The 15157-nt window shown below is 70.7% G+C and carries 16 protein-coding genes; 9 read left to right on the top strand and 7 right to left on the bottom strand.

Translation table 11 applies throughout. The features are described 5' to 3' along the window. The first annotated feature begins 20 nt into the window (after positions 1–20). Positions 21–905, top strand: a complete 885-nt coding sequence (locus tag Aut01nite_RS06570; RefSeq protein ID WP_043527912.1) for an SPFH domain-containing protein — start codon at positions 21–23, stop codon at positions 903–905. Between the two features lie 151 nt (positions 906–1056). Here Aut01nite_RS06570 and Aut01nite_RS43280 read toward each other — a convergent pair whose 3' ends face one another. From Aut01nite_RS43280 to Aut01nite_RS06545, 5 genes are all read right to left on the bottom strand, one after another. After that, positions 1057–2028: a hypothetical protein gene (locus Aut01nite_RS43280; protein WP_236642879.1), complete on the bottom strand. Its 972-nt coding sequence runs from the start codon at positions 2026–2028 to the stop codon at positions 1057–1059. Between the two features lie 100 nt (positions 2029–2128). Next, positions 2129–3316: an ABC transporter permease gene (locus Aut01nite_RS06560; protein ID WP_043527911.1), complete on the bottom strand. Its 1188-nt coding sequence runs from the start codon at positions 3314–3316 to the stop codon at positions 2129–2131. A 1-nt stretch (position 3317) separates the two neighbouring features. Beyond that, positions 3318–3968 carry an ABC transporter ATP-binding protein gene (locus Aut01nite_RS06555; RefSeq protein WP_268871717.1) on the bottom strand — a complete coding sequence of 217 codons (651 nt, stop codon included), beginning with the start codon at positions 3966–3968 and terminating at the stop codon, positions 3318–3320. A gap of 5 nt (positions 3969–3973) precedes the next feature. Continuing rightward, the gene (locus tag Aut01nite_RS06550) at positions 3974–5032 is read right to left on the bottom strand and encodes an efflux RND transporter periplasmic adaptor subunit (protein WP_052164050.1); all 1059 of its coding nucleotides are present in this window, start codon (positions 5030–5032) and stop codon (positions 3974–3976) included. Then, positions 5029–5583 carry a hypothetical protein gene (locus Aut01nite_RS06545; protein ID WP_052164049.1) on the bottom strand — a complete coding sequence of 185 codons (555 nt, stop codon included), beginning with the start codon at positions 5581–5583 and terminating at the stop codon, positions 5029–5031. The genes Aut01nite_RS06550 and Aut01nite_RS06545 overlap by 4 nt, the downstream gene beginning before the upstream one ends. A gap of 125 nt (positions 5584–5708) precedes the next feature. On the opposite strand from Aut01nite_RS06545, the gene Aut01nite_RS06540 reads away from it, so the two are divergent. The 3 genes from Aut01nite_RS06540 to serA all read left to right on the top strand — a co-directional run bounded on the left by Aut01nite_RS06540 (position 5709) and on the right by serA (position 8959). Continuing rightward, on the top strand, positions 5709–6365 hold the full coding sequence (locus Aut01nite_RS06540; protein ID WP_043527909.1) for a response regulator transcription factor: 657 nt from the start codon (positions 5709–5711) through the stop codon (positions 6363–6365). Then, positions 6362–7477: a sensor histidine kinase gene (locus Aut01nite_RS06535; protein WP_043527908.1), complete on the top strand. Its 1116-nt coding sequence runs from the start codon at positions 6362–6364 to the stop codon at positions 7475–7477. Before Aut01nite_RS06540 ends, Aut01nite_RS06535 begins: the two co-directional genes overlap by 4 nt. Before the next feature lie 264 nt (positions 7478–7741). Continuing rightward, positions 7742–8959, top strand: a complete 1218-nt coding sequence (serA, locus tag Aut01nite_RS06530; RefSeq protein WP_083999397.1) for a phosphoglycerate dehydrogenase — start codon at positions 7742–7744, stop codon at positions 8957–8959. Positions 8960–8989: 30 nt separating this feature from the next. Here serA and Aut01nite_RS06525 read toward each other — a convergent pair whose 3' ends face one another. Together Aut01nite_RS06525 and Aut01nite_RS06520 are read right to left on the bottom strand one after the other, a co-directional pair. Beyond that, complete coding sequence (locus Aut01nite_RS06525; protein ID WP_052164048.1) at positions 8990–9967, bottom strand: hypothetical protein; 978 nt, start codon at positions 9965–9967, stop codon at positions 8990–8992. 463 nt (positions 9968–10430) lie between these two features. Next, complete coding sequence (locus Aut01nite_RS06520; protein WP_043527906.1) at positions 10431–11105, bottom strand: response regulator; 675 nt, start codon at positions 11103–11105, stop codon at positions 10431–10433. Positions 11106–11313: 208 nt separating this feature from the next. On the opposite strand from Aut01nite_RS06520, the gene Aut01nite_RS06515 reads away from it, so the two are divergent. The 5 genes from Aut01nite_RS06515 to Aut01nite_RS06495 all read left to right on the top strand — a co-directional run bounded on the left by Aut01nite_RS06515 (position 11314) and on the right by Aut01nite_RS06495 (position 15024). Continuing rightward, on the top strand, positions 11314–11799 hold the full coding sequence (locus Aut01nite_RS06515; RefSeq protein ID WP_043527905.1) for a hypothetical protein: 486 nt from the start codon (positions 11314–11316) through the stop codon (positions 11797–11799). Positions 11800–11817: 18 nt separating this feature from the next. Continuing rightward, a complete protein-coding gene (locus tag Aut01nite_RS06510) occupies positions 11818–12411 on the top strand; it encodes a class I SAM-dependent methyltransferase (RefSeq protein WP_043527904.1) in 594 nt (197 codons plus the stop codon). Positions 12412–12475: 64 nt separating this feature from the next. Beyond that, positions 12476–12949, top strand: coding sequence for a MarR family winged helix-turn-helix transcriptional regulator (locus Aut01nite_RS06505; RefSeq protein WP_043527903.1), 474 nt, complete (start codon positions 12476–12478; stop codon positions 12947–12949). Further along, entirely contained in the window at positions 12946–14631 is a 1686-nt protein-coding gene (locus Aut01nite_RS06500; RefSeq protein WP_043527902.1) for an MDR family MFS transporter, read from the top strand. The genes Aut01nite_RS06505 and Aut01nite_RS06500 overlap by 4 nt, the downstream gene beginning before the upstream one ends. 90 nt (positions 14632–14721) lie before the next feature. Continuing rightward, positions 14722–15024, top strand: coding sequence for an antibiotic biosynthesis monooxygenase family protein (locus tag Aut01nite_RS06495; protein WP_043527900.1), 303 nt, complete (start codon positions 14722–14724; stop codon positions 15022–15024). The last annotated feature ends 133 nt before the right edge of the window (positions 15025–15157 follow it).

Raw genomic sequence — 15157 nt, 5'->3', positions numbered from 1 at the left:
ATCCCCCTATCGTCTAGCGCATGTTCGTCTTCGGCATCATCCTCGCGGCGGTCGCGATCTTCGCGCTGCTCACCGCTCTCATGACCAAGACCGGGAAGGTACGCCGCAACGCGTGGGCCACGTTCAGCGTCGGCCTGTTCCTGTCGGTGGTTTTCATCGCGACGTCCTGTATCTCGGTGGTGCCGACCCGCAATGTGGGCATCGTCACGACCTGGGGCAAGCCGACCGGCCGGACCACCGGGGCCGGCCTGCAGTGGACGGCGCCGTGGGAGGACATCAACGACTGGGACGCGTCGGGTCAGACGTACACGCATCTCGGTGACAAATGTGTCTGGGTGACCATCGCCGCGCAGCGCCGGGCCTGCATTCCGGTGCAGATCGAGTGGTCGGCGAAGGCGGAGAACGCGCCGGAGAACTGGGCGGCCTACCGGGAGGTCGATGGTCTGAGCCGGTTCGAGGTGTTCGTCGAGCGCCGGGTGAACCCGCAGATCAACGGGGCCATGACGTCGATCTTCGCGTCGTTCGACCCGCTCGGTGCGGTGGATGTGAGGAGCGGTGACGCGCCGGCCCCGGATCTCAACAAGACCTACAAGGAGCCGCTGATCAAGGCGCTGACCGAGGCGCTCGGTGACGAGGTGGTGGTGAAGTCGGTGGCGTTCGAGTCGCCGCGTTACGACGAGCCGACCACCCAGGCGATCTCGGCGTACGGCCAGAAGATCCTGGAGGCCCGCAACCTGGAGATCGACAAGGCGAACGCGAAGACCCGCGCGGAGATCACCCGGACCGACTCGAGCGTCGACCAGGTGGCTCGCTGTCTGCAGATCGCCGAGAAGCTGGGCAAGGAGCCGGGCCTGTGCATGGGCGGTTCGGTGTCGCTGACCCGCCCGGTCGAGACGGCGAAGTGACCCCGGCGGAAGAAGACGGCGAGGTGACCCCGGCGGAAGAAGACGGCGAGGTGACCCCGGCGGAAGAAGACGGCGAGGTGACCCCGGGCGGAACAGCGAGGCGGCCCGCCCGATCGAGACGGTGACGTGACGACCGGGCGGGGAACCGGGATCAGCGGACCCTGATCCGTACGGAGTCGAGGGCGGGCGTCTGGTTGGCGCGTTCCATCATCGGGATGCGGTGCGACCCGTCGCCGGCCCAGGCCGAGCACTGGAAGTTGCCGGCCTGCGCCAGTCCGGGCACCTGGATGGCGATGGTGTCCGGGGTGGCGCCGCCCTTGCTGTCCTCGGTCGCGACGAAGAACGCCGGGACCGGGTCGGGCGCCGGTGCCCGGCGGGTGCTGTCGAGGATCCGGCAGGCGGTGTGGAAGTGGCCGCGGACCAGGCCGCCCTGCAGGACGCTGGACTCGACGTAGTAGCCGCCCTGGCCGGCCGCGAGGAACCGGTCGCGGATCAGGTTGCGGGTGCTGATCTGGAGCGTGAAGGGCTGGTTGCGGCGTACCTGCTGCGGCGCCCGGGTGATCAGCAGCGTGGGGTTGTTGGCGGCCCCGCCGACCTCACCGAACTCGGTGGAGACGCACCGTTCGCCGCGCTGGAAGCCGTCGTGCGGCTGCAGCCGGCTGGTCTCGCAGGTGTCGGTGAGAATGCCGAGGTTGTTGCCGGGTTGGGCGGCCGGCGGTGTGGTGACCGCGGGCGCCCCGCCGTTCTGGTTGAGGGTGCACGCCGACAGACCTTCGGCGTTCAGGTTCGGCCGGGGCGCGCCGCGTTCGATGGCGGTCTCGATCCGGTTGATCGTGGCGAACCGCTTGTCCTTGAGCGGGCCGAGGATCGCGTTCTTGATGAAGTCGGGCCCGCCCTGCCCGACGGTCGAGGCGATCCGGTTGTTCGCCTCGTTGATCTGCTGGTCGAGCAGGCGCAGGTTGTTGTCGACCTCGGCCTGGGCGCGCGCCGGGACGCCGACGGTGACGGTGACCTGTGGACAGTTGACGGTGGGCACAGCGGCCTGGGCAGCTGTCGCGACCGCGATCCCGGCGCCGACCATGGCGACGGCCAACCCGGCGGTGATGATCAATTTTCGTTGCATGGACCCGCTGCTTCCCCCACTCGCGATCGATCACTTCACCCATCGATACGGGAACGCTCCCAGGTCGGATCAACGGATCGGCCACGAGCCGGGGAGGAACTCAGGCCGCGGCCAGCGCCTCGGTCGGTGCGAGCCGGGCCGCCCGGATCGCCGGGAAGAGACCGGCCACCGCCCCGATGAGCAGGGTCGCGGCGAGCCCACCGGCGACCGCCCACGGTGGTACGACGGCCGGCCACTGCTGTGTCCCGGCGTAGACGAACGTGACCACGCCTCCGCCGAGGACCCCGCCCGCCCCGCCGAGCAGCGACAGCAGCAGCGACTCGGACACGAACTGGGTGCGGATCTGCCCGCGGGTCGCCCCGAGGGATCGCCGCAACCCGATCTCGGCCCGCCGCTCGAGCACCGAGATGACCATCGTGTTCGCCACCCCGATGCCGCCCACCAGCAACGCCACCGCGCCGAGCCCGAGCAGCAGCGCGTTGAACGTGCGAGCGGCGGCCCGCTGGGCGATCAGCGCGTCGGACGGGTTGGAGACGTCGACCTCGTCGGGGTTCTGCGGGTTGGCGGTGGCGGCCAGGACACCACGGACGGCTTCCACGTGGGATTCGATCGCGCGGGTGTAGACGCGGGTGGCGTGGCCGTCGAAGCTCAGGTACGACTTGGCGGCGTCCCATCCGATCAGGACCGCGGTGTCGAGTTCCGGGGCGAGCGGGACCTCCTCCAGGATCCCGATCACCGAGTAGGTCCGTCCGTCGATGTAGACGGCGGGCACCTCGCCGAGGCGGCGGGCGGCGGCGGCGCCGAGCACGACCGCCGGGTACCGGGCGGTGGCCGCGTTCAGCCAGGAGCCGCCGGCCAGCCGCGCGTTGACGGTGTCGAGCAGGTCGAGCTGGGCCGCGGTCACGGCCAGTCCGCCGGTCTCGCCCGGGGGGATCCGGTCGGTGCGGTAGACGGGTGTGCCGGTGACGGTGCCGGTGGCGGTCGCCGAGGTGACCGGCCCGATCCGTTCGATCATGGAGAGGGCTTCGTCGGGCAGGGTCGCCTCGTCACCGAACATGGTCTGCCCGGGCGTCACGGTCAGCATGTTGGTGCCGAGGGCGGCGAGTCTCGCGTCCAGGGCGGCCTGGCCGGACGCGGAGATCCCGACCACCGACACCATCGCGGCGATGCCGATGGCGATGCCGAGCGCGGAGAGCACCGCCCGCAACGGCCGGGAGCGCAGGCCGTACCCGCCGAGGCGCAGCAGGTCGGACGGGCGTAGCCGGGCCGGGCGAAGGCCGGTGGCCATCTCAGACCACCTGCCCGTCGAGCATCGGCACCTGCCGGGGCAGCGAGCCGGCGATCTCGTGATCGTGGGTGATCACCAGGACGGTGGTGCCGGACGTGTTCAGCTCCCGCAGCAGGTCCATGACGCCGGCGCCGGACGCCGAGTCGAGGTTGCCGGTGGGTTCGTCGGCGAGCAGCACGGCCGGGTCGCCGGCGACCGCGCGGGCCACCGCGACCCGCTGCCGTTCACCGCCGGAGAGCTGGTGCGGGCGATGCTTGAGCCGGTCGCCCAGACCGACCCTGACCAGCGCTTTCTCGGCGTGCCGCTCGCGTTCCCGTTGCGGCAGGCCGGCGTAGAGGAGCCCGTCGGCCACGTTGGTGACGGCGTCCCGGCCGGGTGCGAGGTGGAACGACTGGAACACGAAGCCGATCCGGCGGGCCCGCAGCGCGGACAGTTGCCGGTCGGAGAGGGCGGCCACGTCGTGCCCGTCGATGCGTACCGTGCCGGAGGTGGGCCGGTCGAGGGTGCCGATCAGGTTCAGCATCGTCGACTTGCCGGATCCGGACGGCCCGACGATCGCGATCAGCTCGCCCTCGTCGACGGTGAGGTCCACCGAGCGCAGCGCGTGCACGCCGCCCGGATAGCTCTTGGTCACCTCGTTCAGTTCGATCACCGGTCTCATGCGGGCACACCCACCTTCATGCCCTCGGCGAGGCCGTCGCCGGTGACCTCGACCCGGCCGTCGGCGAACAGCCCGGTCCGGACCGCCACGACGCGGGTGGTGGACCCGTCGACGAGTTGCAGGCCGTAGCCGCCTTCGGCGAGGGCGAGAAGAGCGTCGACCGGTACGGTCAGCACGTTCTCCCGCTGTGCGGAGACGAACTGGACCTCCACTGCCGCGTCGTCGAGTCCTTCGGGTGTCCTGTCGAACCCGACAGTCACCGCGATCGTGGTGGTGTCCTCCTGGCCGGGGTTCTCCGCCTCCTCGACTGTCGCCTCCAGCGCGGTGATCTTCCCGGTGACGGTCTTGCCGTCCGGCAGGGTCACGTCCACCTTCGCGCCCTTCTTGGCGAGCCGCTGGTCGTCGACGTCGAGCTCGACGGTGGCGTACCGGGTGGTGGCGCTGGTGGTGAGCAGTTCGGCGCCGGGCTGGACGGCCGCGCCGGGGTCGGCCGACCGGGCGGCGACCCGGATCGGCCCGGCGGCGTACACGATCCGGCCGAGCGCGATCGTGCCGGTCTCGGGCAGGCCGAGGTCGTCCTGCCAGTCCTCGACCGCGGACGCGGTGGCGGAGGTGTACTCGTCGTCGACGGTGAACCCGCGGTGGCCCAGCGCCCACAGGTTCCGTTCGAACTGCAGCACGTCGGCGCCTTCGACGCCCGGTGCCAGGTTCCGGTAGGCGGGGAGGGCGCCGTACAACAACAGCACCGGATCGTTGTCGAGGCGGTAGAGGGCCCCGCCCCGGCTGATCGTCGCGCCGGCCGCCGGCAGGTACGTCACGGTGCCGGACAGCCGGGTGGTGAGGGCTGCGGTGTCGCCGTACCCGAGTGTTCCGTCGTGGCTCTCCTTGTCGACGAGTGTCTGCCTGGTGATGTCGGCGGTCGGCGCGGGCGTGCTGCCGGTGGCGGTCGGGGTGCTGCTGCCTTCGGCGGCCGGCAGCCCGCCGGTGAGCAGGACCGCGGCCACGCCGCCCGCGGTCAGGGCCGCCGCCGTGCCGGCGATGGTCAGCCGTCTCATGCGCCCTGTTCCCCTCGGTTGTCCCGTTTCTCGCCCTGGTTGCGGTACTGGGAGCAGGCCTTCTCCGCGGCGTTCCACGTCGGGCTGCCGGGTTCGGCGCCGAGGGTCCGGCTGTCCACCTTGGTTCTCCCGTCGGGGTCCGGGTCGGGGAATCCGCTGACGCCGTTGTCGCGCATGCATGCGGCGAACTTGCGTTCCCGTTCCAGGTCCTCGGCGCTGAGCTTCGGCGGCTCGCCGCCGTTCGGCAGGTGCTCCTTGCAGGCCTCGTGGGCTTTCTCCACCGCTTTCCCGTCGCTGCCCTTGGGGACCGAGATCTCCATCCGGCCGTCTTCCTTGGGGTCGGGGAACCATTCGAGCCCCTGTTCGCGCATGCATCTGGCGAATGCCAGCCCATCGCCCGCGTCGCCGTCGTCCGCCGGCGCGCTGCCGGACGTCTGCGGGGCGGTGCTGGCGGCGGTGGCGACCCCCGGGCCGTCGTCCCGTGACGTGGCACATCCCGCCGTCGTCACCGCGAGCAGGACACCGAGGGCCGCGACTGTTCCGAGTCTCATCTCGTCTCTCCTCCGGCGGCGGCCCGGCGGCCGCCACGCATCGAAGTAGAGCGGCGGGCGTGTATCCCCGGCGTCACGGAAAACGATGACGCCGAAGTGACACCGGCGGGGTTCAAGATGGGCGTATGCGAATCCTGGTGGTCGAGGACGAGCCGCTGCTCGCCGACGCGGTGGCGCAGGGGCTGCGGCAGGAGGCCCATGCCGTCGACGTCGTCTACGACGGCGGTTCGGCGCTGGAGCGGATCGACGTCAACGACTACGACGTGGTCGTCCTGGACCGGGACGTGCCGGTGGTGCACGGCGACAAGGTGTGCCAGGTCCTCGCCGAGCGCAAGGCCGACATCCGGGTGCTGATGCTGACCGCCGCCGCCGGGATCGACGACCGGGTCACCGGGCTGACCCTCGGTGCCGACGACTACCTGCCGAAACCGTTCGCGTTCCGGGAGCTGTCGGCCCGGGTCGCCGCGCTCGGCCGCCGGGCCCGCCCGGCCGCCCCGCCGATCCTGCGCCGGGCCGGGATCAGCCTCGACCCGTACCGCCGCGAGGTGCACCGCGACGGCCGGTACGTGCCGCTGTCGCGCAAGGAGTTCGCGGTGCTGGCCGAGCTGCTGCGGGCCGACGGCACCGCGGTGTCCGCGGAGAAGCTGCTGGAGAAGGCGTGGGACGAGAACGCCGACCCGTTCACCCACGCTGTCCGGATGACCATCCTGAAACTGCGCCGCAAACTCGGTGATCCGCCGGTGGTGCTGACCGAGCCGGGAGTGGGGTACCGGATCCGATGAGACTGACCGTTCGCGGCCGGCTCACCCTCGTCTACGGCGGCCTGTTCGTGCTGGCCGGCCTGATCCTGCTGGGTGTCACCTACCTCCTGGTCGAACGCGACCGGCCGATGACGGCCACACGCGCCGTCATCGCGCCGGCACCCGGCGAGGGCGCGACGCAGGACACCTTCAAGACGGTCATCGACGACACCAAGGCGGAGGCTCTGAACGCCCTGGTCACGCAGGGCGCCATCGCCCTGGTGGTGGTGAGCGCGGCGGCCATCGCGCTGGGCTGGCTGATCGCCGGCCGCCTGCTGCAGCCGCTGCATCAGATCACCGCGGCGGCCCGGCGGATCGCCGAGTCCCCGGCCGCCGACCGGGGCCTGCACGAGCGGATCGCCCTGGACGGGCCGAACGACGAGCTCAAACAGCTGGCCGACACGTTCGACCTGATGCTGGCGCGCCTCGACCAGTCACTGGACGGCCAGCGGCGCTTCATCGCGAACGCGTCGCACGAACTGCGTACCCCCCTGACGTTGAACCGCACGCTCCTCGAAGTCGCGCTGGAACCGGCGGAGACCTCGCCGGAGGTGCGGCAGCTCGGCGCCACCCTGCTCGCGATCAACGACCGGCACGGCCGCCTGATCGACGGCCTGCTGCTGCTGGCCCGCTCGGACCGGGAGATCACCGAACGGTCGTACGTCGATCTGGCCGACATCGTCGATCACGTCGCCGTCTCGGACACCGTCAAGGTGGTCGCCGAACCCGTCGAGGCGCCCACCCTCGGCGACCCGGTCCTGCTGGAACGCCTGGTGCAGAACCTGGTGGAGAACGGTGTCCGGCACAACGTCCCGGACGGCTGGGTCAAGGTCACCACCGGCGCCCGCCCGGACGGCTGGGTGGAGCTGCAGGTCAGCAACTCCGGCCCGGTCGTGCCCCGGTACGAGGTGGCCGGCTTGTTCGAGCCGTTCCGCCGTTACGGCCGGGAACGCCTCGCCGCCCCGTCCGGCGGCGCCGGCCTGGGCCTGTCGATCGTCCGGGCCATCGTCGGCGCCCACCAGGGCCGGCTGCACGCCACCGCCCGCGACGAGGGAGGCCTTCTGATCACGGTCCTCCTCCCCCGAGCTCCATGAGACCTCTTCCGGTACGGGCCGGTGAGGCTCTCCGCACTCCCCCGCGAGATGCTGCCCGCCCGCTGGACGCACGCTCGGCGAGCAGTCACCGTAACGAGGCTGAACCACACCCGCTGCCGTCCCGTAACAGTTACGGGGTTGACCGGTAGATGGGACCTCGAGCACACCGCACCGGGCCCGGTATGCCGGGGGACTAGGCTTGACGCCCGTGAACTGGGCTTCGGCGTGGCGGCCCGGAAGCCCAACCGAAACATGGAACGGAAGATGATGATCGACCAGCCCAAGGTGCGAGTCCTGCTTCTGGAGAACATCCACCCCGACGCCGTGGCCCGGCTCGAGGAGGACGGTTTCGAGGTCGAGTCCCTGCGCAACGCTCTCGACGAGGTCGAGCTGATCGAGCGCATCTCCGGAGTCTCCCTGCTCGGTGTCCGCTCCAAGACCCAGGTGACGGCGAAGGTTCTGGAGGCCGCCGACAAGCTGGTCGGCATCGGCGCGTTCTGCATCGGCACCGACCAGATCGACCTGTCCGCGGCCTCGGCCGGCGGCGTCGCGGTGTTCAACGCCCCGTTCTCCAACACCCGCTCGGTGGTGGAACTGGCGATCGCCGAGATCATCGCGCTGACCCGCCGGCTCACCGAGAAGAACACGCTGATGCACTCGGGCGTGTGGGACAAGTCGGCCGACGGCGCGCACGAGATCCGTGGCCGCCGCCTCGGCATCGTGGGCTACGGCAACATCGGCACCCAGCTCTCCGTCCTCGCCGAGAACCTGGGCATGTCGGTCTCGTTCTACGACACCGCCGACAAGCTGGCGCTGAGCAACGCGCACCGCTGCGCCAGCCTGGACGAGCTGCTGGAGTCCAGCGACATCGTCACGATGCACGTGGACGGCCGGCCGGGCAACGCCGGCTTCTTCGGCGCCGAGCAGTTCGCCAAGATGCGCCCCGGCAGCCTCTTCCTCAACCTCTCCCGCGGCATCGTGGTCGACCACCTGGCCCTGCGAGACGCGCTGAAGAGCGGCCACCTGGCCGGTGCCGCCGTCGACGTGTTCCCGGCTGAGCCGAAGGGCCGCGGCGACGAGTTCCTGTCCGAGCTGCGCGGCCTGCCGAACGTGATCCTCACCCCGCACATCGGCGGTTCCACCGAGGAGGCGCAGTCCGACATCGGCGGCTTCGTGGCCAACAAGCTGGCCAAGTTCGTCACCGAGGGCAACACCACGCTGAGCGTGAACCTGCCCGGTGTGACCCTGCCCGAGCTGCCCGGCATGCACCGCATCGTGCACATGCACAAGAACACCCCCGGCGTGCTGGCCCAGGTCAACCGGATCCTCGCCGAGCACAACGTCAACGTCGAGGGCCAGATGCTCAGCACCCGCGGGGAGTACGGCTACCTGATCACCGACATCGCCCGCGGCTACCCCGACGAGGTGCTCGACCAGCTCCGCGCCATGGAGCAGACCGTTCGCCTGCGCGTTCTGAACTGATCATGGCAGTGACCGCCTGGCCCGCCCGGGTCAGGCGGTCACGACCGTCAGCAGAGTCACCGGGGCCACCGCGTCCACGTCGTACCGGTTGCCGTTGCTCCAGCCCTTCGGTGTCAGGGTGGAGCCCGGCGCGACATCCTTGAGCGTCCGCGACCCGGCCGTCACCGAACCCGCGCCGCCGCCGACCTTGACCCGCACCGGGCTGCCCGCCGGCGCCCGCAGGATCAGTTCCTCGACCCCGCCGGTGATCCGCATCGGCACCGTGCCGGACGCCTCGGCCAGGGTCATCTCCGCCCGGCGGGTGCCGCCGACCAACTCGATGCCCTTGATGCGCCCTTCGGTGAGGTCGACGATGCGCTCGGCCGAGTACCCGGAGAATCGGATCGTCCACCGAACCTTCGCGGCCAGCACGATCTCCACCTCGCCGCCGGTTCCCGCGGCGTCCCGGGCCAGGTCCACCCGCAGCCGGTCGTCGCGCAGTTCCGCGCTGGGCCGCACACCGGTCCCCTCGGGCGCGCTGACCCGGTAGAGGTCGCCGCCCAGCTCGCCGATCCGCAGCCGCACCCGGTCGGTCGCCGCCATCAGCTCGAACGTCGCGGCGTTCTGGTTGCCCAGCGGCCCGCTCACCACCTGCTGATCCTTCGGCGAGCCCTGCAGCATCTCGCTGATCCGGTTGTCGTCGCCGGTGTAGTAGACGACCCCGGTCAGTGCGAGGGCCGCTACCGCCACCACGCCGAGCACCGCCATCCCGGCCGTCACCAGCCGGGACTGCCGGGGCTGAGGCCCGGACGGGGCGGTCGCCGGCCGGTCGGCCCACACGATCGGTTCGGCCGGGTCCGGTGGGGCCGCCGACGCCCACGACGAGGTCACCGCGAAGGAGCCGCCGGGGGTGGTGGACGGCGCTGAGGAGGCGGTGAACGGCTCGCCCGGGGAGGAATCGGTGTCCGACCACAGCGGGGTGGCGAGCCCGGTCAGCGGGCCGCTGTCCGGTCCGGCGGGAACGGCCACGGAGGAGGGTGGCACGGCCCGCGCCCCACCGATCGGCCCGTCGCTGAAGCCGAAGGAGACCCGTCCCGGCCCGCCCGGCGACGCCGGCCCGAACTCCGGCGGTGAGGAGACCGGCTTTCCTGCGGCCCCCGACGGCGCGGAGACCGGCTCCCCGGCGGCGCCCGACGGCGCGGAAAGCGGGGAACTGTCGGAAGCCGCGGCAGACGCCGCAGGGGGTGAAACCGCCCCGGCATCACCACCGAACCAGTTGACCGGCTCCCCACTGATCTCCGGCGCCCGCGCCGACGGCCGCCTCCGCGGCAGCGGCTCAGCCGAGCCGTCTGCCCCCCGTGAGATCTCGGCCGGATCGGACGCTTCGCCGACAGCGGCGGTTCGGTCCACAATTCCTCCCTGCAGCGCACCCACGTGTGTCCCCCGGAGGGAGTACGTACGGAAGCGGCTCCCGGATGAGTGACCGGAGGGTTTACCGCGGGTCAGGTCGGACGAGGCCGCGCCGGGTGGCGATCGCGACCGCCTCCAGTTGGCTGTGCGCCCCCAGTTTGGCGAGCACCGCCTTCTGGTATCCGCGGCAGGTGTGCACGCTGATCCCGAGCCGCCGGGAAACCGCGCGGGCGTCGAGCCCGGCGGCCATCAGTTGCAGCACCTCGTCCTCACGGGCGGTGAGGCCACCTGCGGCGATGCTGTTGCCGCGCTGCCCGGCGGCGGTCGGTGTGGTGCTGCGCAGCAGCCGGGCGAGGATGTCGGTGGAGACGGTCATGCTGCCGCGGTGGGCGGTGCGGAGAGCATTGAGGACGTCACCGAGCGCGCCGTTCTTGGAGATGAATCCGGCGGCGCCGGCCGTGGTGGCCCGCCGGACCAGGGTCTGGTCCTCGCTGGCAGTGAGGATCACCACACGGGAGCCGGGCTGGCGCACCTTGATCAGCTCGGCGATGGCGATGCCGTCGGCATCGGACAGTTCCGGATCGAGGACGATCACATCGGGGGTCAGCTCGGCGGCCAGCCGGATGGCTTCGGCGCCGGTGCGCGCGTGCCCCACCCAGCGCAGGTCCGGCTGTCCGGCAAGTGCGTGTCCCAGCAGCTCGGCGAAGGTCTGGTGACCGTCGACGACGAGCACCGTGATCGTCTCGTCGCTGTTCATACGTCACCCTTCCCTCTTGTCGGCCCCCGGCGGGCTCCGCGCAGTCTAAGGATTACCCGACGGCACGTCCTCCCTACCAACAGGCTGGCGACCGGTACGCCCGACGGCCGGTTGCCTCCGAGCGGATGCGATGACCAGTCGTTCGGCCGACAGACCCCCTCGCTTTGGGGCTTGTAGCCGGCCACCCCTGAAAGCAGAGTTCTCGATCATGCACGACATCCAGCTCTTCGGCCGTCTCGAGGTCCGCACCCGCGGCATCCGTCTCTCCGGGGACGACTTCGGCGGCGTTCGGCCTCGCCACCTGCTCGCCCTGCTCGCTCTGCGCGGTGAGCTGTCGCTTGTGGAACTGGCCGACACGCTGGGTGTCCCCACCGCCACGGTGAAGCACGATCTGGGGATCCTGCGCGAGCGGCTGGAGCCGGAGGCCCGCCGTCGTGACACGGTGCTCTCGGTGCACCGGGGCCGGGCGCGCCTGCTGCCCGAGCGCACCCACGTCGACACCACCACCTTCGACGAGCTGATCGCCATCGCCTCGGAGCGGACGCCGGTCCGGGCCGTCCGCCCGCTGGCCGCCGCGGCCTTCCTGGCGTCCCGCCCGCTGCTGGAGGACGAGGACGCGCCGTGGGCCGCCGAGGCCCGCGCCGAGTACCGCGCCAAACTGATCATGGCGAGCACCCCGCAGCCGATCAGGTAGGCAGCCGACAATCAACGGGTGTTCTCCACCACCCTCACTCCGGTGCCACTGGCGCCGGAGATCTCCCTTCATCTCGCTGACCGCCGGTTCGGGCTCTTCGACCTGACCGGCGGCGAGTTCCACAGCGACCAGCCGCCGCCGTTCTGGGCCTTCGCCTGGGCGGGCGGCCAGGCCCTGGCCCGCTTCCTGCTGGATCGTCCGGCCGAGGTCGCCGGCCGCCGCGTGCTGGACGTGGCCACCGGCTCCGGGGTGGCCGCGATCGCCGCCGCCTATGCCGGGGCCGCCGCCGTGGCCTGCACCGACATCGATCCCGAGGCGGTCGGCGCGGCCCACCGCAACGCGTCCGCGAACGGCTTCTCCCTGGCCGTCGAGCTCGACGAGCCCGATCTTCTGCTGGCCGGCGACGTGTTCTACAGCCCGGCCGTGGCACCGAAGATGGTCGCCATGTTCCGCACGGCCCGGCAACGGGGCGCGGGTGTGCTGGTCGGTGACCCGGGCCGCGGTTTCTTCCCGAGACATCTCTTCGACCTGGTGGCCGAGTACGTCGTCCCGGTGCCCCCGGCGCTGGAGGAGAGCGAGACGTTGACCACAGGCGTGTGGCGGATGCACTGAGATGAGATGCGTTCATCACGCAACAACTTGTAGGCTACATGCATATCAGGATGCGGAGGCATTGGTGCACGAGGAGCAGGCCAGCCGGCTGGGCGACCAGATCACGCGTTTGATCCGGATGAGCGTGCGATTCCGGGGCATGCTCAAGACCGGAGACCTCGGCGCCGAGTTCTCCGCGCTGATGCTGCTGCCACCACTGCGTGCCATGGGCCCGATGCGGGTCACCGACCTGGCGGAGATCAAGGGCGCCGACCCGTCCACCGTCAGCCGCCAGGCCGCTCAACTGGTGAAAGCCGGCCTGGCCCGCCGCGAGGCGGACCCGGCGGACGGGCGGGCGTCCCGCCTGGCGGTGACCGACACCGGCGTCGCCGCGTGCGAGCGGCTGCGGGAGGGCCGGGTGGCCCTGATCACGCAGGTGCTGGCCGACTGGCCCACCGAGCAGGTCACCGCCTTCACCACCCTGTTCGACCAGTTCAACGACGCGGTCGAGGCGCACCTGCGCACCGACCCGGGAGCACCCCCACGGGAGACTTCGTGAGCCATCCAGCCCCACCGGCGCCGGCGCCGGTGGAATTCACCCATCGCCAGATCCTGACGATTCTCGGCGGCCTGATGATGGGCATGTTCCTCGCCGCGCTGGATCAGACCATCATGGCCACCGCGACCCGGACCATCGCCGACGACCTCCAGGGCTTCGACCTGCAGGCCTGGGCCACCACGGCCTTCCTGATCACCTCGACGATCTCCACCCCGCTGTACGGCAAACTGTCCGACATCTACGGCCGCCGCCCGTTCTTCCTGCTCGCGATCGGCATCTTCATCGTCGGATCGTTCCTGTGCGGCCTGTCGGACAACATGTGGCAGCTGGCCGCGTTCCGGGCCATCCAGGGCCTCGGCGCCGGCGGCCTGATGTCCCTCGCCCTAGCGATCATCGGCGACATCGTCCCGCCCCGCGAACGCGCCAAATACCAGGGCTTCTTCCTCGCCGTCTTCGGCACCGCGAGCGTCCTCGGCCCCATCCTCGGCGGCTTCTTCGCCGGCGCCGACGAAATCCTGTTCACCGACGGCTGGCGCTGGGTGTTCTACATCAACGTGCCGATCGGCCTCGCCGCGATGGCCGTCGTCGCCAAGGTGCTGCACCTGCCGCACCACCGGGTCGACCACCGCATCGACTGGCCCGGCGCGCTCACCCTCGTCCTCACCCTCGTCCCGCTGCTCACCGTCGCCGAGCAGGGCCGCGAGTGGGGCTGGGACTCCGGCCGCTCCATCGCCTGCTACGTCATCGGCGGCCTCGGCCTGATCGGCTTCATCCTCGCCGAACGCGCCTACAAGAACGAGGCGCTGCTGCCACTGGCGCTGCTCGGCAAACGCACCGTCGCGGTCGGCGTCACCGCCAGCACCATCCTCGGCATGGCCATGTTCGGCGCCCTGATGACCGTCCCGCTGTACCTGCAGATCGTCAAAGGCTCCTCGGCCACCCTCGCCGGCCTCCAGATGATCCCGTTCGTGCTCGGCATCATGACCGGCTCGATCATCTCCGGCCAGCTGATCTCCCGTACCGGCCGCTACCGGATCTTCCCGATCGTCGGCAGCTTCTTCATGGTCGCCGCGCTCCTCCTGTTCTCCCTGGTCGGCGCGGACACCCCGCTCTGGCGGGTCATGCTCGTCATGGCGCTGATGGGCCTCGGCCTGGGCAGCAACATGCAGCCGATGATCACCGCCGTGCAGAACGCCGTCTCACCCCGCGAAATCGGCACCGCCACCGGCGCGGTCACGTTCTTCCGCTCGATGGGCGGCACCCTCGGCACCGCCGTCTTCCTGTCGGTGCTGTTCAACGTGCTCCCCGGCAACATCGAGAAGGCGTACTCCGCCGCACAGCCCACCGCCGAGTTCCAGCAGGCACTGGCCGCCGACCCGTCCCAAGCCGAAACCATGAAACTCGCCAGGAGCGGCGCCGGCCTCAGCGACACGTCGTTCCTGAACACACTCGCCGACCCGCTGTCCCACCCGTTCAAGGTCGGTTTCGCCGACAGCGTGCACATCGTCTACCTGATCGCCTTCTTCATCATGATCCTCGGCCTGATCGTGGTCTTCTTCCTCCCGGAGATCCCACTCGCGCAACGCTCCGCCCAACAGGCCCGCGCCGAAGACGCCCTCCAAGCCCAACAGGGCACCGCCGACCCGGCAGGAGTCAAGACAGGCGGCGACACCACCACTTAGATCAACTACCTTGCGGGGGTACGGGCCAAGCACCGCGCCCGTACCCCCGGCATCCTCGCCGCCCTCAGCTTCCCCCAGTAACGTGACCACATGGCTGTTGTGAAGATCAACGCAATCGAGGTTCCCGAAGGCGCCGGCCCCGAACTGGAGAAGCGCTTCGCCGCCCGCCACGGCGCCGTCGAAAACTCCCCCGGCTTCCTCGGCTTCGAACTGCTACGCCCCGTCGCCGGCGACACCCGCTACTTCGTCTACACCCGCTGGGAAACCGAAGAAGACTTCCAGAACTGGGCAAACGGCGGCGCCAAAGAAGCCCACGCCGGAGAACGCGCCAAACCCGTCGCCTCCGGCGCAAGCCTGCTCGAGTTCGAAGTCGTCCAGTCCGTACAGAAATAGCCGGCCACCAACCGCCCAACCAGGCTGCGGCACCCGCCTCGCCCACCCCGTGGCCGAGGCGGGCCGACCGCCACGGACGGGGCACGCCGCCTCCACCCACGGGACGAGGCACGCCGAATTTCTCACCCACGGG

The sequence above is a fragment of the Actinoplanes utahensis genome (assembly GCF_016862455.1).
GTDB classification, from domain to species: domain Bacteria; phylum Actinomycetota; class Actinomycetes; order Mycobacteriales; family Micromonosporaceae; genus Actinoplanes; species Actinoplanes utahensis.
Note: the sequence above shows the minus strand (reverse complement) of the source record. Positions and strands in the feature narration are given on the sequence as shown.